This is a genomic window from Streptomyces sp. NPDC104096, assembly GCF_055584385.1.
Genome location: NZ_JBVJMD010000080.1, coordinates 1 through 25049 on the forward strand (window position 1 = coordinate 1; position 25049 = coordinate 25049).

Annotated in this window: 22 protein-coding genes and 1 pseudogene; 17 read left to right on the forward strand and 6 right to left on the reverse strand. The window is 73.1% G+C overall.

The window, feature by feature from the left end; all coding sequences use genetic code 11:
* The 4 genes and pseudogenes from ACZ60B_RS39300 to ACZ60B_RS39315 form a co-directional block, all read left to right on the forward strand.
* A pseudogene (locus ACZ60B_RS39300) lies at nucleotides 1-153 on the forward strand (flavodoxin-dependent (E)-4-hydroxy-3-methylbut-2-enyl-diphosphate synthase); the annotation flags it as partial.
* 543 nt (nucleotides 154-696) lie between these two features.
* Nucleotides 697-1545: a GNAT family N-acetyltransferase gene (locus ACZ60B_RS39305; RefSeq protein WP_469395986.1), complete on the forward strand. Its 849-nt coding sequence runs from the start codon at nucleotides 697-699 to the stop codon at nucleotides 1543-1545.
* A 67-nt stretch (nucleotides 1546-1612) separates the two neighbouring features.
* Nucleotides 1613-2194, forward strand: coding sequence for a GNAT family N-acetyltransferase (locus ACZ60B_RS39310; RefSeq protein WP_469395989.1), 582 nt, complete (start codon nucleotides 1613-1615; stop codon nucleotides 2192-2194).
* A 74-nt stretch (nucleotides 2195-2268) separates the two neighbouring features.
* Entirely contained in the window at nucleotides 2269-3969 is a 1701-nt protein-coding gene (locus tag ACZ60B_RS39315; RefSeq protein ID WP_469395991.1) for a proline--tRNA ligase, read from the forward strand.
* A 229-nt stretch (nucleotides 3970-4198) separates the two neighbouring features.
* On the opposite strand, the gene ACZ60B_RS39320 is transcribed toward ACZ60B_RS39315, so the two are convergent.
* Together ACZ60B_RS39320 and ACZ60B_RS39325 are read right to left on the reverse strand one after the other, a co-directional pair.
* Nucleotides 4199-4447: a hypothetical protein gene (locus ACZ60B_RS39320; RefSeq protein WP_469395993.1), complete on the reverse strand. Its 249-nt coding sequence runs from the start codon at nucleotides 4445-4447 to the stop codon at nucleotides 4199-4201.
* 192 nt (nucleotides 4448-4639) lie between these two features.
* On the reverse strand, nucleotides 4640-5062 hold the full coding sequence (locus ACZ60B_RS39325) for a helix-turn-helix domain-containing protein (RefSeq protein WP_469395995.1): 423 nt from the start codon (nucleotides 5060-5062) through the stop codon (nucleotides 4640-4642).
* Nucleotides 5063-5538: 476 nt separating this feature from the next.
* Here ACZ60B_RS39325 and ACZ60B_RS39330 point away from each other — a divergent pair, with 476 nt between their 5' ends.
* The 4 genes from ACZ60B_RS39330 to ACZ60B_RS39345 are packed head-to-tail and all read left to right on the forward strand — an operon-like array spanning nucleotide 5539 to nucleotide 8904.
* Nucleotides 5539-6129 (forward strand): sigma-70 family RNA polymerase sigma factor, encoded by a 591-nt coding sequence (locus tag ACZ60B_RS39330; RefSeq protein ID WP_469395997.1) that lies wholly within the window; start codon nucleotides 5539-5541, stop codon nucleotides 6127-6129.
* Nucleotides 6126-7736 (forward strand): BN159_2729 family protein, encoded by a 1611-nt coding sequence (locus ACZ60B_RS39335; protein ID WP_469395999.1) that lies wholly within the window; start codon nucleotides 6126-6128, stop codon nucleotides 7734-7736. The genes ACZ60B_RS39330 and ACZ60B_RS39335 overlap by 4 nt, the downstream gene beginning before the upstream one ends.
* Nucleotides 7733-8287 (forward strand): WhiB family transcriptional regulator, encoded by a 555-nt coding sequence (locus tag ACZ60B_RS39340; RefSeq protein WP_469396001.1) that lies wholly within the window; start codon nucleotides 7733-7735, stop codon nucleotides 8285-8287. Before ACZ60B_RS39335 ends, ACZ60B_RS39340 begins: the two co-directional genes overlap by 4 nt.
* 29 nt (nucleotides 8288-8316) lie before the next feature.
* Entirely contained in the window at nucleotides 8317-8904 is a 588-nt protein-coding gene (locus ACZ60B_RS39345) for a hypothetical protein (protein WP_469396003.1), read from the forward strand.
* 130 nt (nucleotides 8905-9034) lie between these two features.
* Here ACZ60B_RS39345 and ACZ60B_RS39350 read toward each other — a convergent pair whose 3' ends face one another.
* The 3 genes from ACZ60B_RS39350 to ACZ60B_RS39360 are packed head-to-tail and all read right to left on the reverse strand — an operon-like array spanning nucleotide 9035 to nucleotide 11106.
* A complete protein-coding gene (locus tag ACZ60B_RS39350; protein WP_469396006.1) occupies nucleotides 9035-9943 on the reverse strand; it encodes an aminoglycoside phosphotransferase family protein in 909 nt (302 codons plus the stop codon).
* Between the two features lie 27 nt (nucleotides 9944-9970).
* Nucleotides 9971-10501 carry a ferritin-like domain-containing protein gene (locus tag ACZ60B_RS39355; protein ID WP_469396008.1) on the reverse strand — a complete coding sequence of 177 codons (531 nt, stop codon included), beginning with the start codon at nucleotides 10499-10501 and terminating at the stop codon, nucleotides 9971-9973.
* Nucleotides 10498-11106: a hypothetical protein gene (locus ACZ60B_RS39360; protein ID WP_469396010.1), complete on the reverse strand. Its 609-nt coding sequence runs from the start codon at nucleotides 11104-11106 to the stop codon at nucleotides 10498-10500. Before ACZ60B_RS39360 ends, ACZ60B_RS39355 begins: the two co-directional genes overlap by 4 nt.
* A gap of 205 nt (nucleotides 11107-11311) precedes the next feature.
* On the opposite strand from ACZ60B_RS39360, the gene rimP reads away from it, so the two are divergent.
* The 9 genes from rimP (at nucleotide 11312) to ACZ60B_RS39405 (ending at nucleotide 23240) form a co-directional block, all read left to right on the forward strand.
* Entirely contained in the window at nucleotides 11312-11821 is a 510-nt protein-coding gene (rimP, locus tag ACZ60B_RS39365) for a ribosome maturation factor RimP (protein ID WP_469396015.1), read from the forward strand.
* A 2-nt stretch (nucleotides 11822-11823) separates the two neighbouring features.
* Nucleotides 11824-12810: a transcription termination factor NusA gene (gene nusA / locus ACZ60B_RS39370; protein WP_351613509.1), complete on the forward strand. Its 987-nt coding sequence runs from the start codon at nucleotides 11824-11826 to the stop codon at nucleotides 12808-12810.
* A gap of 112 nt (nucleotides 12811-12922) precedes the next feature.
* Nucleotides 12923-13204 carry a YlxR family protein gene (locus ACZ60B_RS39375; RefSeq protein WP_351613512.1) on the forward strand — a complete coding sequence of 94 codons (282 nt, stop codon included), beginning with the start codon at nucleotides 12923-12925 and terminating at the stop codon, nucleotides 13202-13204.
* A gap of 162 nt (nucleotides 13205-13366) precedes the next feature.
* The gene (gene infB, locus ACZ60B_RS39380) at nucleotides 13367-16459 is read left to right on the forward strand and encodes a translation initiation factor IF-2 (protein WP_469396018.1); all 3093 of its coding nucleotides are present in this window, start codon (nucleotides 13367-13369) and stop codon (nucleotides 16457-16459) included.
* Between the two features lie 189 nt (nucleotides 16460-16648).
* Nucleotides 16649-16942 carry a DUF503 domain-containing protein gene (locus tag ACZ60B_RS39385; RefSeq protein WP_152895392.1) on the forward strand — a complete coding sequence of 98 codons (294 nt, stop codon included), beginning with the start codon at nucleotides 16649-16651 and terminating at the stop codon, nucleotides 16940-16942.
* A gap of 39 nt (nucleotides 16943-16981) precedes the next feature.
* Nucleotides 16982-17443: a 30S ribosome-binding factor RbfA gene (rbfA, locus tag ACZ60B_RS39390; RefSeq protein ID WP_162469983.1), complete on the forward strand. Its 462-nt coding sequence runs from the start codon at nucleotides 16982-16984 to the stop codon at nucleotides 17441-17443.
* The gene (truB, locus tag ACZ60B_RS39395) at nucleotides 17443-18348 is read left to right on the forward strand and encodes a tRNA pseudouridine(55) synthase TruB (protein ID WP_469396022.1); all 906 of its coding nucleotides are present in this window, start codon (nucleotides 17443-17445) and stop codon (nucleotides 18346-18348) included. The genes rbfA and truB overlap by 1 nt, the downstream gene beginning before the upstream one ends.
* Nucleotides 18349-18611: 263 nt before the next feature.
* A complete protein-coding gene (locus ACZ60B_RS39400) occupies nucleotides 18612-22118 on the forward strand; it encodes a trypsin-like peptidase domain-containing protein (protein WP_469396025.1) in 3507 nt (1168 codons plus the stop codon).
* Between the two features lie 162 nt (nucleotides 22119-22280).
* Nucleotides 22281-23240 carry a bifunctional riboflavin kinase/FAD synthetase gene (locus tag ACZ60B_RS39405; protein ID WP_469396027.1) on the forward strand — a complete coding sequence of 320 codons (960 nt, stop codon included), beginning with the start codon at nucleotides 22281-22283 and terminating at the stop codon, nucleotides 23238-23240.
* 83 nt (nucleotides 23241-23323) lie between these two features.
* Here the strand turns inward: ACZ60B_RS39405 and ACZ60B_RS39410 are convergent.
* Nucleotides 23324-25049 (reverse strand): MinD/ParA family ATP-binding protein (locus ACZ60B_RS39410; RefSeq protein ID WP_469396029.1); only part of this gene is annotated, 1726 nt, incomplete at its 5' end.

Genomic DNA, 25049 nt, shown 5'->3' on the forward strand with positions numbered 1-25049 from the left:
AAGGGGCAGATCTTCGTCAAGGGCGAGGTCATCAAGACCGTCCCCGAGTCGAAGATCGTGGAGACCCTGATCGAGGAGGCCATGAAGATCGCCGAGCAGATGCAGGCGGACGGGGTCGCCTCGGGCGAGCCCTCGGTCGCCGTCGCCGGCTGAGAAACGAACGGCCGGGCCTGGCAGAGGGCCCGGCCGACGTCGTACCTGCGGGTCTTGCCCGTACCGCTGGGCTCCCGCTGGGCTCCCGCTGGGCTCCGCCCGCACCCGCCCGGCCCGTACGCGCCGTATCCGCGGGTCCGGCCCGTGCCCGCCGTACCTGTGAGGTCGGCCCGTACCCGCCGCATCCGCGGGTCCGGCCCGTGCCTGCCGTACCTGTGAGGTCGGCCCGTACCCGCCGCATCCGCGGGCCCGGCCCGTGCCTGCCGTACCTGTGAGGTCGGCCCGTGCCCACCGCATCCGCGGGTCCGGCCCGTGCCCGCCGCATCTGCGGGCTCGGACCGTACCGCCGGGCTTCCGGCCGGTCGGCTGCTTCGGCCGGGTCGTCAGGGGCCCGGGGAAGCGGCCCCGTGGCGGCCGTGTTCCCGGGCCCGGCGCCGCCGCCCGTCTCGTGCTTTCCGCACTCGGCAGGCACATGGGGCGGCGCGCCACATTTTCGGCAGGTACAGTGCGGAGATCAGCAGACCCCAGTGTGAGGCCCCCCGCTTGTTGACCCAGACCACCTCACGGGTCCTCGAACCGAGCGACCTGGACGCCGCGCTCGCCGTCCTCGACCGCGACCCCGTCACGAACGCCTTCGTGACCTCCCGGGTCCAGGTCGCGGGACTCGACCCCTGGCGTCTCGGCGGCGAGATGTGGGGCTGGTACGAGGACGGCATGCTGACGTCCCTGTGCTACGCGGGCGCCAACCTCGTCCCGATCTGCGCCACCCCCCGCGCCGTCCGCGCCTTCGCGGACCGGGCGCGCCGGGCAGGCCGCCGCTGCTCGTCCATCGTCGGCCCCGCCGAGCCCACCGCACAGCTGTGGCGGCTGCTCGAACCCAGCTGGGGCCCGGCCCGCGAGATCCGTGGCCGCCAGCCGCTCATGGTCACCGACCGGATGCCCGACGACATCGCCCCGGACCCGTACGTCCGCCGCGTCCGCAAGGACGAGATGGAGACGATCATGCCGGCCTGCGTGGCGATGTTCACCGAGGAGGTCGGTGTCTCCCCGATGGCCGGCGACGGCGGTCTGCTGTACCAGGCGAGGGTGGCGGAGCTCGTCGGATCCGGCCGCTCCTTCGCCCGCCTCGACGAACACGGGAAGGTCGCCTTCAAGGCGGAGATCGGCGCGGCCACCCCCCGGGCCTGCCAGATCCAGGGGGTGTGGGTGGCCCCGGAGTACCGGGGGACCGGCCTGGCGGCGCCGGGCATGGCGGCCGTGCTGCGGTACGCGCTGGCCGACGTGGCCCCGGTCGTGAGCCTGTACGTGAACGACTTCAACACCCCGGCCAGGCGGACCTACCAGAAGGTGGGCTTCCGCGAGGTCGGCGCGTTCATGAGCGTCCTCTTCTAGCCGCGGTGCCTACCCCCGCATCTCGCCGGGCCGCTCCGTCCGCGACGACCCCTGTAGTCTCCCCGGCATGCTGCGCATCCCCGGTCACGGACACCGCGATCCCGACGACATCGTGATCGGCCCGCTCGATCTGTCGGCCCGTGTCGACGACGCGCTCGCCGTGCAGGCCGTCGCTTTCGGACTGGGCGCCGACGAGGTCGCCGTGCGGCGCCAGATCGTGCTGCGGCACATGACCTACCCCGGTGCCCGCGCGCTGGGCGCGACCACCGCCGACGGCCGGCTCGCCGGGTTCGTCTACGGCATGCCCAACGACCGTACCCACTGGTGGTCCACCGTCGTGGAGCCGTATCTGCGCGCCCAGGGGCGCGACTTCTGGCTCGACCAGTCGTTCGTGATCACCGAGCTGCACGTCCACCCGCGCTTCCAGAACCGCGGTGTCGGCCGCTCCCTGATCACCGCGATCACCGACACCGCGGCCGAGCCCCGCTCGATCCTCTCCGCGATCGACACCGAGAGCCCGGCCCGCGGCCTCTACCGTTCCCTCGGTTACGACGACCTGGCCCGGCAGGTCCTCTTCCCCAGCGCGCCGAAGCCGTACGCGGTGATGGGGGCCCCGCTGCCGCTCCTGCGCAGGCAGCCCAGTCCTTAACCGATTTCCACCGGGATGGACCGCCCGGCTAACCTCCTAACCATCACCCTCAGGCAGCAGGAGATACGAGAACCATGGCGAACGCACCGGTCCAGCGCATGTCGAATCTGATGGCGAAGACGCTGCGCGACGACCCGGCGGACGCCGAGGTCCTCAGCCACAAGCTCCTCGTCCGGGCGGGCTACGTCCGCCGCACGGCCGCCGGCGTCTGGACCTGGCTGCCGCTCGGCAAGCGGGTCCTGGCCAACGTCGAGCGGATCGTCCGCGAGGAGATGGACGCGATCGGCGCCCAGGAGGTGCTGCTCCCCGCCCTGCTGCCGCGCGAGCCGTACGACGCCACCGGCCGCTGGGACGAGTACGGCCCCGAGCTGTTCCGCCTCCAGGACCGCAAGGGCGGCGACTACCTCCTCGGCCCCACCCACGAGGAGATCTTCACGCTGATCGTGAAGGACCAGGCGACCTCGTACAAGGACCTGCCGGTCATCCTCTACCAGATCCAGACCAAGTTCCGTGACGAGGCCCGTCCGCGGGCCGGCATCCTGCGCGGCCGTGAGTTCCTGATGAAGGACTCCTACTCCTTCGACCTGGAGGACGAGGGCCTCGCCCACTCGTACGCCCTGCACCGCCAGGCCTACCAGCGGATCTTCGAGCGCCTCGGCCTGGACTACCGGATCTGTGCCGCGACCGCGGGCGCGATGGGCGGTTCCAAGTCCGAGGAGTTCCTGGCCCCGGCCGCCGCCGGCGAGGACACCTTCGCCGACTGCCCGAACTGCGACTTCGCCGCCAACACCGAGGCGATCACGTACGAGCTCACGTCCGTCGACGGCTCCGGTGTGCCGGCCGCCGAGGAGATCCCGACCCCCGACACCCCGACCATCGAGACGCTGGCCGCCTCGCTGGGTGTCCCGGCCTCCGCCACCCTGAAGAACCTGCTGGTGAAGGTCGACGGCGAGATCGTGGCCGTCGGTGTTCCCGGTGACCGGGAGGTCGACATGGGCAAGGTCGAGGCGCACTTCGCCCCGGCCGCCGTCGAGCTGGTCACCGCCGACGACTTCGCGGGCCGTGCCGACCTGGTCCGCGGCTATGTCGGTCCGCAGGGCCTGGAGAAGGTCACGTACATCGCCGACCCGCGCGTCGCTCCGGGCACGGCGTGGATCACCGGCGCCAACAAGGAGCACACGCACGCGAAGAACGTCGTCGCGGGCCGTGACTTCGAGGTCGACGCGTACGTCGACGTCGTCGTGGTGCAGGAGGGCGACCCCTGCCCGAAGTGCGGCACCGGTCTCAAGCTGGACCGCGCCATCGAGATCGGCCACATCTTCCAGCTCGGCCGCAAGTACGCCGACGCCCTCAAGCTCGACGTCCTCGGCCAGCAGGGCAAGCCGGTCCGGGTGACCATGGGCTCCTACGGCGTCGGCGTCTCGCGCGCGGTCGCCGCCCTCGCCGAGCAGACCGCCGACGAGCAGGGCCTGTGCTGGCCGCGGGAGGTCGCGCCGGCCGACGTGCACGTCGTCGCCGCGGGCAAGGCCCTCCAGACCGAACTCGCCCTCGACGTGGCCGAGAAGCTCGCCGCCGCCGGTCTGCGCGTCCTGTGCGACGACCGGCCCGGGGTCTCCCCGGGTGTGAAGTTCACGGACGCCGAGCTCATCGGCGTACCGCAGATCCTGGTGGCGGGCCGCCGCTCCGCCGAGGGCGTCCTGGAGCTCAAGGACCGCAAGACGGGCGAGCGCGAGGAGCTGACGGTCGACGAGGCGATCGCCCGCCTGGTGAACTGACCGCCAGCGGACGGCTTTTCACTTCTTCACGGCCATGGCCCACGGTCCGGCCGGCACCCGACCACGGGTCCCGGCCGGACCGTGGGCCGTTCCCCGACCGCTGACGTGGTGCACCGTCACTGCGGTGGGGAACGGCCGGTCATGGCGGAGCGCACGACCAGGAACGGTCACGGACACCGGCCGCCGAGGCGGCGCGATTCGCCCTTGACACGGGCGGACCGGCGAGGGATCAGCAGACCTCGGCCGTGAGGAGGCCGCAGGGGGCAAGCTCGCGCGGGAGCTCGACCCGCATTCCGCAGAAGCATTGCAAGAGACCGCCCCGTGAGGCCGGAGCTCCCAGGTCGATCATGAGGATGTCTCGAACTTCCCGGAGCACATCACTCAGCTGGAAGCCTCTGGCGACCTGGATACTGACCTCGTCCGGGTTCCAGACGGCGATTTTCGGCAGATTGTCCGCCAATGAAATGTGGATGCACACAACTGTCTCCCCAGGGATGCACAACGACACAAGTGATCCGCTCCGGGAGGTCAGCGGCTGACTGATGGTACCGACGGCTGTCGAGGCTGGGGGGAGTTTCGGTCATATTCATCCGTGGCGCATGGATCGGCTTGTGCGCCGGCCGGAGCGTCGTCGCGTCGGGCCCGCCGGGCCGACACCGCGCCGCTGACCTCAGGTGATACGGCTGACCTGCAACATTGCCTCGGCGTCCTTCAGGAGCGCGCGCTGACGTGCCTCCGGCAATTGCCGGTACAGCTTGAGGAGCCGTGCCTCCCGCTCGTCCCCGCTCGGCCCAGGTGCGGGGCGGCCGACCGCCTCGAAGAACTCCCTGGGCGTGGTCTGCACGCCCCAGCGCCGGAACACTTCGACCATGGCGCGAAGCTTCTCCGGGTCGATACGGGAAGTGCCGCGGGTCCGGTTCATCCACGCGTTCAGCGTCGGGTACGAGATGTCGGCCTCCGACGCCAAGTCCTTCTGGGTCTTGCCCGGGGCCTGTGCCAGGAGGCGTTCGAGCAGAGTCACCAGGTCCACGTCCTGGCGTGCCGGATCGTCTCCGACCTCTGGGTCTCCTGAGCGGCTCTGCTGGTTCGTCACGCCTCAGAGGATCGGTCATCAATATCTACAAGCGCAAGTAGATCGCAGACCGGCAATTCAGGCTCTTGGGGCACGCCGGAGCATTCGTGGCCGGGCCACGCATTGGTGCGCCCCCGTGCTCCCCTGCGGCGATTCCCGGATTCACTCCTTCCCCTTGCGCTCCGTACATAACTTGACACTGTATGCATCTACGTGAAGACTGTAGATAACTCCGGAGGCGGGTCACCGGCTCCCGGTGGAGATGGGCGCCCGGCGCCCTTTCCGTGGGATCTGCGGGGCGTTTATCCGGCGCCCCCGTGCAGCGGAGTTGCGGGACGGCACGTGAAATACCCCAGGCACTTACGGCATCGGCCACCCCGCTCCGCCACGGAGTGGGGTGACCGGGCGTTGGTTCGCCGAAGAAATCTACATCTACATGAATATTGAAGATGCGGAGGACCTGCTCCGCACCGACGACGTCGACGGGAGTACCCACTGTGTCCGCTCTGAACAACGTCACCCCCGCTCCGGACGGTCCGGAGCCCGAGTTGGTCGCCCGGGCCCGCGCGGGCGACCGGGAGGCGTTCGCCACCCTCTACTACGACCACTACCGGCTCGTGTACAGCTTCCTGCTCATCCGCACGCGCAACAGGCACCTGGCCGAGGACCTGACGCAGGAGGTGTTCACCCGCGCGCTGCGCCGTATCGACGCGTTCACCTGGCAGGGCACGGCGTTCGCCGCCTGGCTGATCACCATTGCCAAGAACCTTTATCTGGACGAACTCGGCCGCGGCCGCACCCGGTTGGAGACCCCCGTCGCCGAGTTCCTGGACCCGCAGGAGCCCGGCCGCGGCCCCGAGTCGCTCGCCCTGCGCGAGTTGGAGGCCGTCGAGGCCCACGAGACCGTCCGCACCGCCCTGCACACGCTCAACGCCCAGCAGCGGCACTGCGTCCAACTGCGCTTCCTCGACGAGCTGACACCCCAGGAGACGGCCGTGGCGATGGGCCGCAGCGTCGGTGCGGTCAAGGCGTTGACCCATCGGGCACTCCAGAAACTGCGCTGGACGGCCGGGGCGGTGGCGGTGTGAACAGAAACGTCCCGCACGCCGCGCGCGTGATCCGTACGGTGCTGGCGACCGTCCGCACCGAACAGGCGTCGGCCCTCGCGCACGCCCTGGACTCGGCCTGCCTCCTCGTCGACCCCGAGCGCTCCTTCGGCGTGGTGCTGTACCGGACGCCGGAAGGCGGCTGGTCGCGCAGCGGGCGGCCGGTCACCGAGCTCGAACAGCAGGCCCTGAACTGGGACGCCGCCTGCGAGCGTGCGCAGCGGGTCGCCCAGGACATCGAGCGGCATCTCGACGACCACCCCGGACCGCACGCCATCCGTGTCGAGGGAGACCGGGTCCGGGTCCTGCTCCGCGTCGACGGCCCCGCCGAATGGGCGCGCTGGCGCATGTACTTCGGCATCACGGTCGTCGGCGAACGGACCGAGCCCCACACCCTGGCCGGTGAGGGAGAGTACGACGGCGTCCGGGTGACGGTGGTGGCCCTCGGCGCCTCCCCGGCGCCGCAGGGGGCGACGGAGGGCGAGGAGAAGCGTCCCTTCCGGATCGGCGAGACCCTGTACGACCTCGCGTTACCGCAGCGCGACGCGTACGGCGACGTCTGGTACTTCCAGGGCCGCCGCAGCGGCGACGGGATGCCTCTGATGTCCCTCGACGGCCGGCCCGAGCGGTGCTCCCTCGCCAATGTGGCCGCGTATCTGGGGCCGTTGTCGCCGGTGCGGGCCGACGACGAGGGCGTCACCGCGAACCCGGCACCGACCCGGCCGGGGCTGCCCGAGGTGGCGGTGCTGCCCGAACCGGTGGCGCTGCCCCAGGCGCCGGCGTCGCACACGGCCGTACCGCGGGTGCTGCCGTACCTGCCGGAACCGCGCGTCATGTCGGACGCGCACGGAGCGTGGGCGGGATCGGACCGGCCGGCCGTGTCGATGGTGTCGGACACGGACACGGAGGCGGAGGCGGGGACCGAGGCCGAGGTGCCGTCGCCGGTGACGCCGGGGCCGTGGCCGGCGGCCGAGTCGTCGCAGACGCCGGAGACCGAGGTGTGGTCGCGGGCCGAGCAGTCGTGGAAGGCGGACGCGCCCCGGGCGGGGGCGCTGCCGGAGGCGTCGGGGACCTGGGCGCCGGAGGCGAGGCCGCGGCCGGAGGGCTCGGGGGCCTGGGTGGCGGCGGTGCCGAGGGCGGACGTACGGCCCGAGGCGCACGGCCCGTGGGCGGCGGTGGACCTGCCCGCGGCGGGCAGGTGGTCGGACGTGCCGGGGCCCCGGGTGATGACGGACCTGCCGGACCCGCGGACGGTCCCGGACCCACAGGATCAGCGGACGGTCTCGAAGCTGCCGGACCCGCGGACGAGGTCCGACCTGCCGGCTCCGCACCCGAACCCGCAGCCCGACGCGCACTCGCACTCGCACCCGGACCCGCACCCGCATCCGGACCCGCACCCGCATCCGCACCCGGACCCACGCCTGGCGGCGGAGCCGGAACCGCAGGCGGAGCCGCCGTCGGCGCCGCGGCCCGAGCCGGCGTCGGTACCGGCGCGGCGGCCCGAACGGGCCCAGCCGTCCTGGGCCGAACCGCGCGAACCGCGCGTCCCGTCGGCTCCGGCGGCCGGCCCGGCGAGGCCGGCCCGATGAGCGCCGGTCGGTCGAGGGGGCCGACCGGCTCCGAAGGAGCCACGGAGGGAACACGGGCCTGGGAGTCGAGCGCCGCCTGTCGCCACCAGGACGCCGAACTCTGGTTCTCCCGCCGCTCCTCGTCCAGGGCCGTGGCCATCTGCGCGGCCTGTCCCGTGCTGGCCCACTGCCGGGCCGCCGTGCTCAAACGTGAGAAGGGACTGCCCAAGTGCCAACGCAGCGGTGTCATCGCCGGCCTGACCGGATCTCAGCGCTATGCCCTGGAGCGGCAGTCGGACCCGGCGCGGCCACGACCGTCCACCGACCCGACGGCCGGTCGCGCCCCGGTCGGTGCACGGCGAGGGCAGCCCGCGCCGTGCGGGACCCGGGCGGCCTACCAACGGCATCTGCGCCTGCGCGAGACCGTCGACGAGGCCTGCCGCCTCGCCAATGCGCGCAGCGCCGGCCGTTACCGACGCACCGGCTCCACCCGTGGCTGGAACGAAGACGCCCGGGGCCGCGACCGTGTACCGGACGCGGCCGGGACTCCCGGCAGCCCGCCCCGGAAGTGATCCCTCGTTCACCGCCACCGGAGTACTTCATGTCCGCATCTTCGACGGGCCCGCTGCCCGAAGAGCCCGTGGCCGGCGGCTCCCGTGCCCGCCGCTCCCGAGCCGACCGTCCCGCCGGCCGCACGGCCGCCCTGTTCCGCTTCCTCAGGCCGCGCGGACGTGCCCGGCAGGAGACCGAGCCGCCGGAGCGCCCCTCCGTCGACCTGGACAGCTGCCGACAGGAGCTGGCCCGCTGGCAGCACCACGCCGATTCCTTCGAACGGGAGCTGAGCCGCGTCGCCTTCGAGCGCGCGCACCTCCTCGCCTGGCTGGCGGCGCTGCACCCGTCGAGCGCGGTCATCACCCCGGCCGCCGGCCTCGGCGGGGACGGCACGCACCTGTTGCGGCTCGTGGCCGGGGAGCGGCAGTTGTCCTGGCACCTTCTCCCCAAGGACCTCCCGCTGTTCGGGCACGTCCCGTACGCCGAGCGCAGCACGGGACCGCTGCGACGGGACGGCCCCGGCGCCCTGGAGCAGGCCGCGCACATCCGCAGTCACACCAGGCTGCTGGCCATCGAGGGAACCCTGTTCGCCGTCCCCGCCGAGAAACAGCCGTCGGTGCGGCCCGCCGAGCACTGACACCGCCGCACGGGACGGTCCTCGGACCCCCGCGAACTCCGGTTGGCAGGCTCGGGAGGCACGTCGGCCGGACCAGCGCTCCCCTGCGGGGGACCTCCAGCAGGGGAGCGCTGCCCCGCCCGCCGACCCGCTACAGCCAGCTCGCGAACTCCAGCAGCAACTCCGCGTCCGCCGCCCGGCCCACGCGGCGTGCCCGTACCCCCGACTCCACCGCCCGGAACAGGGTCCAGCCGCGCAGCCGTTCCTGGTCCACCTCCAGCGACTCCGCGAGCCGTTTCACCCGACGCCGGGTCGTCGACGACCCCGACGGAGAGGCGATCAGGTCCTCCACCCGGTCCCGTACCAGCCGGGCCAGGTCGAACGCGCACTCGCCGACCACCGGGTCCGGCCCCACGGCCAGCCATGGCATCCGTTCGCCCGACAGCACCTTGCTCTGCCGGAAGGTGCCGTGCAGCAGCCGGTGCTCGGGAGGTTCGGCCAGCAGTTCCGCGCGGACCGCGAGGGCGACCTCGACGAGCGGCGCCAGCTCGGGATCGGCCGCCGCGCTCGCCGCCATCGCCTCGGCCTGCCGGCCGGTCCGCTCGCCCACGGTCTCGAAGACGTGCCCGGCCGCGCCGCCCGGCGGCTCGACCCACAGCCGGCGCAGCGTGCCCGCCGCCTCCAGCAGGGCCTTCGCCTCCGGCAGCGACCGTACCGAGACGTCGGGGTGCAGCCGCTCCAACAGGAGCACACCCTCCGTCGTGACGTCTTCGAGCAGGTGTACGGCGCCCAGGCCGGCCCAGTGCGCCAGTGCGGCCCGCTCGCTCTCCGGCCGGGCCCGGCCCGGGGCCAGCTTCAGTACGGCGGGCGTACCGTCGGCGCGCCGCACCAGCACCACCAGACTGCTCCGGCCGCCCGGCAGCTGGACCCGTTCCACGGTCAACTCGCGTAGCGCAACGGCCTGCCGGGCCGCCTCGGGCAGCCTCTCCAGCCAGGCGTCACCGTTCGGTGCCGTCTCGCCGAGCGCCCGCACCAGACGCTGCGGCGGTTCGAAAGCCATGCGCGAGTCGATTCCTTCCGCTCAGGGTCACGTCGTCGGTGTCGCCGAGGCCGGGGCCGGCGTCACCGTCGAATCAGCACCCGCGGCGGCGCTCGCACCCGTACTCGTCCCCGCGGTCGCACCGGTACCCGCCCACTCGGCGAGACCAGGGAAGGCTACGCTCCCGCCGCGCCAGCGCACCGCGCGGACCGCCGCCTCACGCAGTGCCCCGGCCGCCTCGCCGCGCCGTCCGCCCTCGCTCGCCCGCACCAGGTCGGAGTACACCCCGGCCACCCGTTCCTCCAGCTCGGCGGCGAGCCGCACGGCCGCGGCGGAGTCCGCCACGGGGAACGGCAGGGCGTACGCGGCGCTCGCCGCGACCGGCTTGCCACCCAGGTCGCGGACCTTGCGCACCAGCGCGTCCCGGCGCGCCCGGTGTGCGTCGTACGCCGTCTGCGCCTCCGCGCGCCGCTTCTCGGCGACCCGCCCGCCGACGACGCCGTACCCGTACACGGCCGCGTGCTCCGCCGCCAGTACGGCCTGCATCGCCTCCAGTTCCGGATTCTTCGCCCCGCTCACTTGGTCCCCTCCGTCAGCAGATACGCGTGTGCGGCCCCGGCCGCCGCCACCGAGGCCAGCAGCCGGGCCAGTTCGCCCGGCACGTCCAGCAGCGCTTTTGCGCGCTGGTCCGCCAGCGCCCGTTCGGCCGCGGCCAGTCCGGTGAGCGCCTCCTTCTCGCTCCCCGGTACGGCGGCCGGTCCCGAGGAGGCCGACGCGGAGGACGTCGACCCGCTCGAAGCCGTCCCTTCGGGCGCCGACGCCGGGGAGGCCGCGGTGGAGGACGCGGCGGGGGACACGGAGGCGGACGGCGTGGCGGACGGCTTCGCCTTGACGCCCCCGAACGCCGTCACATGCCGGAGCACCTCGGCCCGCAGCGGCGCCAGCCGCTCCGCCAGCCCCGGATACGCGGCGATCACCAGGTCGTATCGCTCGACGATCCCCGTGCTGTCCTGTGCCGCACGCGCCCGCGCCCGCTCGGTGGCCGACGGGCCGTCGCTCGCGGTCTCCTCGGACTGCTCGCGGGCGGGGGAGCAGCCCGCGAGGAGGGCGGCCCCGGCGGCGGAGGCGAGCAGGGTTCTTCTGCGCGGCCCCGAGGGGGTGCGCGGTGGCGGGAAGTACGGCACGGCAGACGTCCTCAGGGGGCTTGTGCGAACACATGGACGGGGAGGGCGGCCCCGCCGGTGATCACGGTACCCGCGCGCCCGCCCGGCATCACTCATCGGCACCGCCCACGCCCTGGTGGACGGCAACACTCCCTGCGACCGGATACCCTTTGAGCAGACACACGCCCCATCCCACAACAGCACACGCGGCCGAGGAGTCACCCGGATGAGCACCACTCAGAGCGAGAGGCTGCGAGAACTACTGGAACCGCTAGTGACCTCCCAGGGCCTCGATCTCGAAGAGATCGCCGTGGACTCCGTGGGCCGCAAGCGGGTGCTGAGCGTCGTCGTCGACTCCGACACCGGAGCGGATCTGGACCGGATCGCCGATGTGAGCCGCGCGCTCTCGGCGAAGCTCGACGAGACGGACGCGATGGGCGAGGGCGAGTACACCCTCGAGGTCGGAACCCCGGGCGCGGAGCGCGCCCTCACCGAGCACCGCCACTACGTGCGTGCTCAGGACCGGCTGGTGAGGTTCCAGCTCACCGAGGGCGGCGAACTGACCGCCCGGATCCTGACGGTCGACGAGGCCGGTCTCGACGTCGAGGTGCCCGGAGTGAAGGGCCGCAGGGCCACCTCCCGCAGGCTCGCCTTCGACGAGATCGCCAAGGCCCGGGTCCAGGTCGAGTTCAACCGCAAGGACAGCAAGGACATGAAGGAAGAGGAGGAGGCGTAGCCGTGGACATCGACATGAGCGCCCTGCGGGGCTTGGTGCGGGAGAAGGAGATCTCCTTCGACCTGCTGGTCGAGGCGATCGAGTCGGCCCTCCTCATCGCCTACCACCGCACCGAGGGAAGCCGCCGTCACGCGCGCGTGGAGCTCAACCGGGAGACCGGACATGTGACCGTGTGGGCGAAGGAGGACCCCGAGGACCTCGAAGAGGGCCAGGAGCCCCGCGAGTTCGACGACACCCCGTCCGGCTTCGGCCGTATCGCCGCCACCACCGCCAAGCAGGTGATCCTGCAACGCCTGCGCGACGCCGAGGACGACGCGACGCTCGGCGAGTACGCCGGCCGTGAGGGCGACATCGTCACCGGTGTGGTGCAGCAGGGCCGTGACCCGAAGAACGTGCTGGTCGACATCGGCAAGCTCGAGGCGATCCTGCCGGTGCAGGAGCAGGTGCCGGGCGAGACCTATCCGCACGGGATGCGGCTGCGGTCGTACGTCGTCCGGGTGGCGAAGGGTGTCCGCGGTCCGTCCGTGACCCTCTCGCGCACGCACCCCAACCTGGTGAAGAAGCTCTTCGCCCTGGAGGTGCCGGAGATCGCCGACGGTTCCGTCGAGATCGCCGCCATCGCGCGTGAGGCCGGTCACCGCACCAAGATCGCCGTGCGGTCCACCCGTTCGGGCCTGAACGCCAAGGGCGCCTGCATCGGCCCGATGGGCGGCCGGGTGCGCAACGTGATGGCCGAACTGAACGGCGAGAAGATCGACATCGTCGACTGGTCGGACGACCCGGCCGAGATGGTGGGCAACGCGCTGTCCCCGGCCCGGGTGAACAAGGTCGAGGTCGTGGACCTCTCGACCCGGTCCGCGCGGGTGACCGTGCCCGACTACCAGCTCTCGCTGGCGATCGGCAAGGAAGGGCAGAACGCCCGGCTCGCGGCCCGGCTCACCGGCTGGCGCATCGACATCCGTCCGGACACCGAGCAGGTGTCCGAGTAGCGCTCCCCCGGGAGCGGGAATAGATCCCGGCCCGTGTTGCTTGGATCACGACAACAACCGTTCGATTTTTGCCCCAAAGGGGTGAGGTCGGTGCGGGGAGGTAGACTTAGCAGTGTCTGGCCGGACGCGAGCCCGCGTATGCCCTGAACGCACCTGTGTGGGGTGCCGGGAGCGAGCGGCCAAGACCGATCTGCTGCGCATCGTGGCGGCCGGGGACGCATGCGTCCCCGATCCTCGCGGTACGCTGCCCGGCCGGGGTGCGTATGTACATCCCGTCCCGGTCTGTCTCGACCTGGCGGTACGCCGCCGGGCGTTCCCGAGGGCGCTGCGCGTCCCGGGCCCGCTCGACGTAAAGGTGTTGCGCCAGTACGTGGAGCAGACAGAACGTTGCTGAGCAGGCAACACCGTAAGAAGCGTCGCGCGGACATCCGTGCGGCCCAGGTACCCCGCGAGTTGGAAGTAGGTCGAGATTGCGATGAGCACTCGATGAGCACGCGATGAGTACGCCCATGAAGTAGCGACGGTCCGGCCGCAACCCGGACCTAAAAGGAGCGAAGTGGCTAAGGTCCGGGTATACGAACTCGCCAAGGAGTTCGGTGTGGAGAGCAAGGTCGTCATGGCCAAGCTCCAGGAACTCGGTGAATTCGTCCGATCGGCGTCTTCGACGATCGAGGCGCCCGTAGTACGCAAACTGACAGACGCCTTCCAGGGTGGTGGCAGCGGCAAGTCCGCCGGCCGTCCCGCCCCGCGCAAGGCGGCTCCCAAGCCCGGCGCGCCCTCCCCGGCGCAGACGGCTCGTCCGGCTGCTCCGAAGCCGCCGGTCGCCCCCAAGCCCCCCGTGGCCCCGCAGCCCGCGGCCCCGTCGGCCCCCGCGCCGGCCGCCTCCGGCCCGCGTCCGGTGCCGGGCCCCAAGCCCGCGCCGCGTCCGGCCCCGGTGGCTCCCACGACCCCGGAGTTCACCGCTCCGCCGTCGGCCCCCGCCGCGCCGGCCGCTCCGGCCGCCGCCCAGGGTCCGCGCCCCGGTGCCCGTCCGGGTCCCGGCGGCCCGAAGCCCGGTGCCCGTCCGGGTGGTCCCGGCCAGGGTCAGGGACAGGCTCCCCGTTCCGACCGTCCCGACCGTGGCGCCCCGCGCCCCGGTGGTCAGGCCCCGCGTCCGGGTGCCCGTCCGGCCGGTCCCCGTCCGGGCAACAACCCCTTCACCTCCGGTGGTTCCACCGGCATGGCGCGTCCGCAGGCGCCGCGTCCGCAGGGCGCGCGTCCCGGCGGCCCCGGTGCCCCCGGCGCCGGTCCCCGTCCGCAGGCGCCCGGCGCCCAGGGCGGCGGTCCGCGTCCGCAGGCTCCGGGCGGTGCCCGTCCGTCGCCGGCCGGTATGCCCCGTCCGCAGGGCGGCGGTCCCCGTCCCGGTGGCGGTCCCGCGGGTCCGCGTCCGAACCCCGGCATGATGCCGCAGCGTCCCGCTGCCGGCCCGCGTCCCGGCGGTGGCCCCGGCGGCCGCGGTCCGGGCGGCGCGGGTCGTCCCGGCGGCGCCGGCCGTCCCGCGGGCGGCGGCTTCGCCGGCCGTCCGGGCGGTGGCGGCGGTGCCGGTCGTCCCGGTGGTGGCGGCGGCTTCGCCGGCCGTCCCGGTGGCGGTGCCCCCGGCGCCGGTGGCGGCGGCGGCTTCGGTGGCGGCGGTGGCCGTCCCGGCTTCGGCGGTCGTCCCGGTGGTCCCGGTGGCCGTGGTGGCACGCAGGGCGCCTTCGGTCGTCCCGGCGGTCCCGCGCGTCGCGGTCGCAAGTCGAAGCGGCAGAGGCGCCAGGAGTACGAGGCCATGCAGGCCCCGTCGGTCGGCGGCGTGATGCTGCCTCGCGGCAACGGCGAAGCCATTCGCCTGTCGCGCGGTGCGTCCCTCACCGACTTCGCGGAGAAGATCAACGCCAACCCGGCGTCGCTCGTCGCGGTCATGATGAACCTCGGCGAGATGGTCACGGCCACGCAGTCCGTCTCCGACGAGACGCTCCAGCTCCTCGCCGGCGAGATGAACTACACCGTTCAGATCGTCAGCCCGGAGGAGGAGGACCGCGAGCTGCTCGAGTCCTTCGACATCGAGTTCGGCGAGGACGAGGGCGGCGAGGAGGACCTCGTGGTCCGTCCGCCGGTCGTCACCGTCATGGGTCACGTCGACCACGGCAAGACCCGACTGCTCGACGCCATCCGCAAGACGAACGTCATCGCGGGCGAGGCCGGCGGCATCACCCAGCACATCGGTGCCTACCAGGTCGCGACCGAGGTCAACGAAGAAGAGCGCAAGATCACGTTCATCGACACCCCGGGCCACGAGGCGTTCACCGCCATGCGTGCCCGCGGTGCCCGGTCGACGGACATCGCGATCCTCGTCGTCGCGGCCAACGACGGCGTCATGCCGCAGACGGTCGAGGCGCTCAACCACGCCAAGGCGGCCGACGTCCCGATCGTCGTCGCGGTCAACAAGATCGACGTCGAGGGTGCCGACCCGACCAAGGTGCGCGGTCAGCTGACCGAGTACGGCCTGGTGGCCGAGGAGTACGGCGGCGACACCATGTTCGTCGACATCTCCGCCAAGCAGGGTCTGCACATCGACTCCCTGCTCGAGGCCGTGATCCTCACCGCGGACGCCTCGCTCGACCTGCGTGCCAACCCGCACCAGGACGCGCAGGGCATCTCGATCGAGTCCCGGCTCGACCGCGGCCGCGGTGCCGTCTCCACGGTCCTCGTCCAGCGAGGCACCCTGCGGGTCGGCGACACGATGGTCGTGGGCGACGCCTACGGCCGCGTGCGCGCCATGCTCGACGACAACGGCAACAACGTCGCCGAGGCGGGCCCGTCGACGCCGGTCCAGGTCCTGGGCCTGACCAACGTCCCGGGTGCGGGCGACAACTTCCTCGTCGTCGACGAGGACCGCACGGCTCGCCAGATCGCCGAGAAGCGTGCGGCCCGCGAGCGCAACGCGGCCTTCGCCAAGCGCACGCGCCGCGTCTCCCTCGAGGACCTGGACAAGGTGCTCAAGGCCGGCGAGGTCCAGCAGCTGAACCTGATCATCAAGGGTGACGCTTCCGGTTCCGTCGAGGCGCTCGAGTCGTCCCTGCTCCAGCTGGACGTCGGCGAAGAGGTCGACATCCGCGTCCTGCACCGCGGCGTCGGTGCGGTCACGGAGTCGGACATCGACCTGGCGATGGGCTCGGACGCCATCGTGATCGGCTTCAACGTCCGCGCGGCCGGCCGCGCGGCACAGATGGCCGAGCGCGAAGGCGTGGACGTCCGCTACTACTCGGTCATCTACCAGGCGATCGAGGAGATCGAGGCGGCCCTGAAGGGCATGCTGAAGCCGGAGTACGAGGAGGTCGAGCTCGGTACGGCGGAGATCCGCGAGGTCTTCAAGTCGTCCAAGCTGGGCAACATCGCCGGTGTCCTCATCCGCTCCGGAGAGGTCAAGCGGAACACCAAGGCCCGACTCGTCCGCGACGGCAAGGTCATCGCGGAGAACCTCAACATCGAGGGCCTGCGTCGCTTCAAGGACGACGTCACCGAGATCCGCGAAGGCTACGAGGGTGGTATCAACCTCGGCAACTTCAACGACATCAAGGTCGACGACGTCATCGCGACGTACGAGATGCGCGAGAAGCCGCGGGTGTAACACCCTGGCCCGAGGTGGCCGGCGGGAGCTTTTCCCGCCGGCCGCCTCGGCGTGTTCCGGGGGACGGGCAGGGGCGGCGGGCGAACAATCCCGTCGAGTACCCGGCCCGTTCGTTGTACCGTTCTTGATGTCCCCGCCCAGTGGATGGCGGGGCCATCGATCCCGTACCGGCGGGTGAACCGGGTACACATGTACGTAGGGACTCTGTCCTTCGACCTGCTCCTCGGCGACATTCGGTCACTGAAGGAGAAGCGCTCCGTCGTCCGCCCGATCGTCGCCGAGCTCCAGCGGAAGTACGCGGTGAGCGCCGCCGAGGTCGACCACATGGACCTGCACCGCCGGGCCGGCATCGGCCTCGCGATGGTGTCCGGCGACACCGGCCATCTCAACGACGTACTGGACCGGTGCGAACGGCTGGTCGCCGCTCGCCCCGAGGTGGAGCTGCTGTCGGTACGACGGCGCCTGCACGGCGAAGACGACTGACCCAAGAACTCAGATCAGGAAAGAACGGGAGACGGACCAGTGGCCGACAACGCGCGGGCTAAGAGGCTGGCGGACCTCATCCGAGAGGTGGTGGCCCAGAAGCTGCAGCGCGGGATCAAGGACCCGCGGCTCGGCTCGCATGTCACCATCACGGACACCCGGGTCACGGGTGATCTGCGGGAGGCGACCGTCTTCTACACGGTGTACGGGGACGACGAGGAGCGGGCCGCGGCCGCCGCGGGCCTGGAGAGCGCCAAGGGCGTGCTGCGTTCCGCGGTGGGTGCGGCGGCGGGCGTGAAGTTCACGCCGACCCTGACCTTCGTGGCGGACGCCCTGCCGGACACCGCCAAGACCATCGAGGATCTGCTCGACAAGGCACGGGCCTCGGACGCGAAGGTCCGCGAGGTCTCCGCGGGCGCCAGCTTCGCGGGCGAAGCCGACCCGTACCGCAAGCCGGGCGACGAGGACGAGACCGTCGAGACGGACGGCGACGCCCCGTAATGACCGAGAAGCACAAGACGCCCGACGGCCTGGTCATCGTCGACAAGCCGTCGGGCTTCACCTCGCACGACGTGGTCGCCAAGATGCGCGGGATCGCCAGGACCCGACGCGTCGGCCACGCCGGCACCCTCGACCCGATGGCGACCGGTGTGCTCGTCCTCGGCGTCGAGCGCGCCACCAAGCTCCTGGGGCATCTGGCCCTGACCGAGAAGGAGTACCTGGGCACCGTCCGGCTCGGGCAGAACACGCTCACCGACGACGCCGAGGGGGAGATCACCTCCTCCACCGACGCCTCCGCGATCACCCGGGACGCCGTCGACGCCGGTGTCGCCAAGCTGAGCGGCGACATCATGCAGGTGCCGTCCAAGGTCAGCGCCATCAAGATCGACGGTGTGCGCTCGTACAAGCGGGCGCGCGAGGGCGAGGAGTTCGAGATCCCGGCCCGCCCGGTCACCATCTCCTCCTTCACCGTGTACGACGTCCGCGACGCCGTCGCCGAGAACGGCACCCCGGTCAAGGACCTGGTGGTGTCGGTGGTCTGCTCGTCCGGCACCTACATCCGCGCCCTCGCCCGCGACCTGGGCGCCGACCTCGGCGTCGGCGGCCATCTGACCGCCCTGCGCCGCACCCGCGTCGGCCCGTACAAGCTGGACGCGGCGCGGACCCTGGACCAGCACCAGCAGGAACTGACGGTGATGCCGATCACCGACGCGGCCACGGCCGCCTTCCCGCGCTGGAACGTGGACGCCAAGCGGGCGCGGCTGCTCCTCAACGGTGTGCGCCTGGAGATGCCCGACGAGTACGAAGGCCGGGGCGCCGTCGCGGTGTTCGACCCCGAGGGCCGTTTCCTGGCTCTGGTCGAGGCCCACCGGGGCAAGGCCAAGAGCCTGGCCGTCTTCGGCTGACGCCGACGCTGCCGGGCATCGGGACGTGGTGCCCGTGGAGCGGCGAGCACGGGGTCTTCCACTGCCGCCGCTCCACGGTCCCCCCTCGGTTCCCCCACCCCTAGGGTGTATCCACCGTCCCCGCTCCATTCACCCGCCCGGCCAGGCGCTCGGAGTGAACGGAGGGAGCGTGAGGGGGCGCGTTCACCTCGCGATCTGTCCCGTCGATCATCACCCGCCTACCGTCGGACCGAGGTCACGCGCGCAGGCGGGGAGGTACGACCATGGCGGGACGGGGCCCGGGTGCGAGCGGCGCCCGGGGCGCACGGCACGACACCAGGGCCGTCGGCGACGCAGCAACCGCCGGTGACATGCCTGCCGTGGTCGGCACATGGACCGTCGGTGGCGCAGGGGCGGTCGGTGGCACGCGTGTCGTGACCGGCGTGTGGGCCGTCGGTGGCACCCGGACCGCCGACGGGACAGGAACGGCCGGTGATGCGCGGACCGTCGACGACACCTGGACCGTCGACCGGGCCCCGACCGTCGACCGGGCCCCGACCGTCGACCGGGCCCCGACCGTCGACCGGGCCTCGACCACCGACCTGGCACGGACCGCTGGTGAGGCACGGGCCGGCGACGCGCGGACCACCGTCGACCCACGAACCGCCGTCGCCGCCCTCGGCCGCCCCGGCGATCCCGCCGACCGTTTCCTCCTCCGCGTCCAGGATCCGGCCGGCCGCCCCCGCGGCACGGGGTTCGTCGCCGACCACCACGGCACGGTGATCACCAGCCACGAGGCGGTCGACGGACTGCCCCACCTGGTTCTGCGCACGGCCGCCGACCGCACCCGCGTCGTGACCGCCGACGCCGTGACCGCGCTGCCCGCCCTCGGCCTGGCCCTCGTACGCACCGAGGGGCTGGGCGTCGAGCCGCTGCCCGTCACCGTGCGCGACGGGATCGGGACCGGCACCTACGTCCGCGTCGCCGCCGGCTGCTGGCGCCAGGCACGGGTCCTGGGCCGGGCGCCGGTGACGTACAGGGCCGCGGACCGCTCCCATCTCCTCCACGACGCCTTGGAGTTGGCGATCGGTACGGCGGGCCGGGACGCCCTGCGCCCCGGCGGCGGAGCGACCGGCGGACCGGTGCTCGACGCGGCGACCGGTGCCGTCGTCGGTGTCGTCGGCACCGCCCTCCGCTCCGGCCACGGCGCCACCGGCTTCGCCGTCCCGCTGCCGCGCCGGGCGGCCGCCACCGCCCGAGCGGGACGCACCCCGCACGCCGACCCGCACGCCGACGCCGACCCGCTCGCCGACCTGCTCGCGCGCAACGCCGAGACGGTGCCCGCCTACGACGCCGACCTCAACCTGGCCGGTGTGCTGGAGCTCACCGCCACCTCGGTCGGCTCGGACGGTCCACCCGGCGCCCTCACCGACCGGACCGGCCGCGTCGGCCCGCCGGACCCGGCCCCTGCCCACCCGCGCTCGGCGGCACCGGTACCGGCGGGTCCGGTACCGGCAGGTCCGAGCCCCGCCGTCGAGCCGGTCGAACGGGCGGCAACGGCAGCGGAGTTCGCCGCCTTCGCCACCGGCCCGGCCGCCGTCCTCGCCCTCGTCGGCGCCCCCGGCAGCGGCCGTACGACGGAACTCGCGGCGCTCGCCGCCCGCCGCCACCGGGGCCCGCGCCCGGCTCCCACCCTGTGGCTGCGCGGCGCCGATCTCCAGGCCGACGACGGTTCCGTCGCCGACGCCGCCCGCCGGACGCTCGTCCGCGCCGCCCGCATCGTGGCCGCCTCCGACCCGGCCCACCCCGCCGGCCTCGGCGACATCACCCCCGAACGCCTGGCCCGCCTCGCCCACGCCGCGGACCGCCCGCTGCTGCTCCTGCTCGACGCCCCGGAGGAGATGCCGGCCGCCCTCGCCCACCGCCTGCCCGCCTGGACGGCGGGCACGGCACACTGGCTGAGGGAGTCCGGCGCACGCCTGGTGGTGGGCTGCCGGACGGAGTACTGGGAGCACGCCGGGGCCGGGTTCCCGCGGGAACTGCTGCACGGCGACCCGGACCCGGCCGCGGATCCCGACGGCACGCTGCCGCCCTGTGTGCGCCTCGGGGACCTGACCGAGGACGAGGCTCGGCCGGCCCGGGAGCGCTACGGCATCCCCGGCACGGTCCTCGGCGAGCCGCACGCCCGTCACCCCCTCACCCTCCGTCTGCTGTCCGAGGTCCGCGCCGCCGTCCCCGAAGCCCCCGACACCCCGCTCGACGGGGACGACGTCCTCGCCGCCCACCTCGATCTGATGTGTCTGCGGATCGCCGTCCGCCTCGCCGCCGGGAACGGCCTGCGCGGCACCGCCGTACGACGGCTCGCCGCGAAGGTCTCCGGCCAGGTCCACCTGGCGGCCCGGCGCAGCCTCGGACCCGGCCGGGGCGAGCTGGACCGCGCGTCGTTCGAGGCGCTCTTCCCCCGGGGCACCGCCCCGGCCCTGCTCGGCGGCGGCACCGGCTGGGCCTCCGCCGTCCTCGGCGAGGGACTCCTCGTGCCCGCCGGTGACGGCTACCGCTTCGCCCACGAGGAACTCGCCGACTGGATCCAGGGCACGCACCTCGACCTGGACGAGGCGCTGCGCGTCCTGGTCCACAACCCGCCGGACGGGCCCGCGCCGCCGGTGCCGCCGCACCGCGTCGGCCCCGTCGTCCAGGCCCTGCTCCTGGTCGCCCGCCGGCACGGCAGCCACCGGCTCGCCGTCCACCTGGAGGAACTGGTCGGCGCCCTGGACACCGACCCGCACTCCTGGTGGGCGGCCCGGCTGCTCGCCGAGGTGCTGCGACGGGTGCCGGACGCGACCCCGTACACCGGCGTCCTGCGCCTGCTCACCGAGCTGATCGTCGCCCGGCGCCGACAGCGGCGGCCGCCGCCCGGCGAGTTCGGTCCCGCCTTCTGGACCGGCCTCGCGCTGCCCGACGCCGGCCGCCTCGACCTGCTGCGCCGCCTCGTCCGCGCCGACGCCGCCCCGCACGACCCCGGCCCGCCCCGCTACCTCGACGCGGCGGCCGAACTGCTCGCCGCCGACCCCGCCGCCGTACAACCGCACCTCGTGCGCTGGTTCGACGACGAACGGCCGCTGCCCGCCACCCCGCACGCGACCGTCGCCACGGCCGCGCAGGCACTGCTGCACACCCACCGGCACCGCGCCCTGGACGACCTCGCCGAGCGCCTGGTCGAGAGCCCGCACCGGCGGGCCGGCGAACTCCTCGCCGTCCTCGCCGAGGACGAGCCGTCCGCCGTGTGCCGGGCCGTCGACCGCTGGGCGCGCGACGAGCGACCGGCCCGGCGGCTGGCGGCGGTCACGTACGGGCTGCGCGCCGCCCCGCACATCCGCTCCGACGCCGACCGTGAACTCCTGCGCCACCTGGCCCTCGACCTGCTCGCCCGTCCCACCGACCGCACCGTGCACGGCGCGGCGCTCGCCCTCCTCGTACGCGATCCGCGCACCCGCTCCCGCCACCTCCCGCGGGCGCTGAGGCACTTCGCCGCGGCCGATCCGCAGCTCCCGCCGAGCGCGCTGGTCCCCGCCCTCGCCACCCACCCCGAACCGGTCCTCGCCGCCTTCCGGGCCCGGCTGCGCAGAGCCGACGCGGGCGAGGCGCTGCGTACCCTCGCCGGTGTCACCGCACCCGCCCTGGCCTGCCGGGTCGAGGCCGTGGTGCAGGAGGCGGTGGCAGCCCGGGCCGCGCCGGCCGCTCGGGTGACGGCCGGCGGCCCGGCCGCGCCGCGCGCACGGCCGGCCGGCTGACCGACGCCCCGAGGTGCGAGTCCGTGGGTCCGAGTCCGTGGCCCGAGGAGTGCGCCCTGTCACAGCCCCCATGCCGATGCGGGGCGGGAGCGCTCGGCATGGCACCCTTAGACCTGCGCATGAGGCAGGCAACAAACACAGGTTCGACAAGGAGCGGTCACAGTGCAGCGCTGGCGTGGCTTGGAGGACATCCCCGAGGACTGGGGGCGCAGCGTCGTCACCATCGGCTCCTACGACGGAGTCCACCGGGGCCACCAGCTGATCATCAGCCATGCCGTGGAGCGCGCCCGTGAGCTGGGCGTGCCATCGGTCGTCGTCACCTTCGACCCGCACCCCAGCGAGGTGGTCCGCCCCGGCAGCCACCCGCCGCTGCTGGCCCCGCACCACCGCCGTGCCGAGCTGATGGCGGACCTGGGCGTGGACGCGGTGCTGATCCTGCCGTTCACCAAGGAGTTCTCGAAGCTGTCGCCGGCCGACTTCGTCGTCAAGGTCCTGGTCGACAAGCTGCACGCCAAGGCGGTCGTCGAGGGCCCGAACTTCCGCTTCGGCCACAAGGCCGCGGGCAACGTGGACTTCCTCACCGAGCAGGGCACGGTCTACGACTTCGAGGTCGAGGTCGTCGACCTGTACGTGAGCGGTGCGGCGGGCGGCGGCGAGCCGTTCTCCTCCACCCTGACCCGGCGTCTGGTCGCCACCGGTGACGTCGAGGGCGCCCGCGAGATCCTCGGCCGCCCGCACCGCGTGGAGGGCGTGGTCGTCCGCGGCGCGCAGCGCGGCCGCGAGCTGGGCTTCCCGACGGCGAACGTCGAGACGCTGCCGCACACCGCGATCCCGGCCGACGGCGTCTACGCCGGCTGGCTGCACGCGGACGGCGAGGCCATGCCGGCCGCCATCTCCGTCGGCACGAACCCGCAGTTCGACGGCACCGAGCGCACGGTGGAGGCGTACGCCATCGACCGCGTCGGCCTGGACCTGTACGGCCTGCACGTCGCCGTCGACTTCCTGGCCTACGTCCGCGGCCAGGCGAAGTTCGAGTCGCTGGAAGCGTTCCTGGAGCAGATGGCCGAGGACGTGAAGCGCTGCCGTGAGCTGGTGGAGGCGGCGGAGACCACCGCCGACTAGACCCGCTCGTACGACGGCGAAGGGCGGCCGGTGTCCTCGGGACACCGGCCGCCCTTCGCGTTCCCCCGGCCAGGAGGCCGGAGCTACTGCTGCGGCGGCTGGGGCTGCTGCGGGTAGCCGGGCTGCTGCGGATACGGCTGTCCCGGCTGCTGGGGGTACCCCTGCGGCGGATACGGCTGACCTGTGGGCGGATGGGGCTGCGGCTGCGCGGGCGGCTGCGGCTGCGCGGGCGGCTGGGGCTGCTGCGCGGGCGGCTGCCCGGGCTGTCCCGGCTGCCCCGGCTGTGCGTAGGGCTGGCCCGGCTGTGCGGGCTGTGCGGGCTGCGCGTAGGGCTGGCCCGGCTGTGCGTACGGCTGTCCGGGCTGGGGGTAGGGCTGACCGGGCTGCTGGGCATAGGGCTGACCCGGGTACGGCTGCCCCGGCATCGGCGGTGCGGCCACGGGCGGCGGGTTGCCGTCCGAGGTCCACAGCCCGTGCATCTGCTGATGCCGTACGAAGTCCTCGGCGACCATCGCCGCGAGGTGGAAGTACGACTCGCGCACCTTCGGGCGCATCATGTCGAGGTCGACCTCGGCACCGGCGGCGAGATGCTCGTCGAACGGGACGACGACGACACCGCGGCAGCGCGTCTCGAAGTGGCTGACGATGTCGTCCACCTTGATCATCTTGCCGGTCTCGCGCACCCCGGAGATGACGGTGATGGAGCGGGAGACGAGGTCGGCGTACCCGTGCGCGGACAGCCAGTCCAGCGTCGTGCTGGCGCTGCTCGCACCGTCCACGGACGGCGTCGAGATGATGATGAGCTGGTCGGCGAGGTCGAGCACACCGCGCATGGCGCTGTACAGCAGACCGGTGCCGGAGTCGGTGAGGATGATCGGGTACTGCTTGCCGAGCACGTCTATCGCGCGCCGGTAGTCCTCGTCGTTGAACGTCGTCGACACGGCCGGGTCGACGTCGTTGGCGATGATCTCCAGCCCCGAGGGGGCCTGGGAGGTGAACCGCCGGATGTCCATGTACGAGTTGAGGTACGGGATCGCCTGGACGAGGTCGCGGATGGTGGCCCCGGTCTCCCGTCGCACGCGTCGGCCGAGGGTGCCCGCGTCCGGGTTCGCGTCGATCGCGAGGATCTTGTCCTGTCGCTCGGTGGCGAGCGTGGCACCCAGCGCGGTGGTCGTGGTGGTCTTGCCGACACCGCCCTTCAGGCTGATGACGGCGATGCGGTAGCAGGACAGGACGGGCGTCCGGATGAGGTCGAGCTTCCGCTGCCGCTCGGCCTCCTCCCGCTTGCCACCGAGCTTGAACCGCCCGCCGGTTGCGGCCGGTCGTCCGCTCTTGGCCTTCTGCCGCTTGTTGTTGAGCAGCCGGTCCGACGACAGCTCCACGGCCGCGGTGTAACCGAGCGGCGCGGCACCGGGGTTGGTGGGCTGCCGCTGGTCGTGCTGCATGGGCTGCGGCCAGGCGGCACCGACCCGGGGGTCCACGGGCGGCTGCTGCGGCTGTGGAGCCTGCGGCTGCTGAGCGGGCTGCTGCTGGGCCTGCTGCGGGTGCTGGGGCTGCTGGGGATACGCCTGCGGGTGTTGCGGCGAATGGGGTGCCGGGGGTGCCGGTGGTGCCTGGGGCGGCTGGACGGCCTGGGGTGCCTGCGGGGTCTGGGGCGCCTGCGGTGCCTGCGGTGTGAATCCGTGCGGAGCCGCCTGCGGGTCCTGCGCCTGCGGGGCGGGCGGCTGGGGGAATCCGTAACCGCCGTGCTGGGGGAGGGGATAGCCGCCGGGAGCCTGCGGTGGGGTGGGGGCGCCGCCCTGGTGGGGG

What these genes read in the sequence shown, in the direction of transcription:
- ACZ60B_RS39310 (WP_469395989.1), top strand. Translation starts at nt 1,613, where the DNA reads ATGCTGCGCATCCCCGGTCACGGACACCGCGATCCCGACGACATCGTG.
- ACZ60B_RS39315 (WP_469395991.1), top strand. Translation starts at nt 2,269, where the DNA reads ATGGCGAACGCACCGGTCCAGCGCATGTCGAATCTGATGGCGAAGACG.
- ACZ60B_RS39340 (WP_469396001.1), top strand. Translation starts at nt 7,733, where the DNA reads ATGAGCGCCGGTCGGTCGAGGGGGCCGACCGGCTCCGAAGGAGCCACG.
- ACZ60B_RS39345 (WP_469396003.1), top strand. Translation starts at nt 8,317, where the DNA reads ATGTCCGCATCTTCGACGGGCCCGCTGCCCGAAGAGCCCGTGGCCGGC.
- ACZ60B_RS39350 (WP_469396006.1), bottom strand. Translation starts at nt 9,943, where the DNA reads ATGGCTTTCGAACCGCCGCAGCGTCTGGTGCGGGCGCTCGGCGAGACG.
- rimP (WP_469396015.1), top strand. Translation starts at nt 11,312, where the DNA reads ATGAGCACCACTCAGAGCGAGAGGCTGCGAGAACTACTGGAACCGCTA.
- ACZ60B_RS39385 (WP_152895392.1), top strand. Translation starts at nt 16,649, where the DNA reads ATGTACGTAGGGACTCTGTCCTTCGACCTGCTCCTCGGCGACATTCGG.
- truB (WP_469396022.1), top strand. Translation starts at nt 17,443, where the DNA reads ATGACCGAGAAGCACAAGACGCCCGACGGCCTGGTCATCGTCGACAAG.
- ACZ60B_RS39400 (WP_469396025.1), top strand. Translation starts at nt 18,612, where the DNA reads ATGGCGGGACGGGGCCCGGGTGCGAGCGGCGCCCGGGGCGCACGGCAC.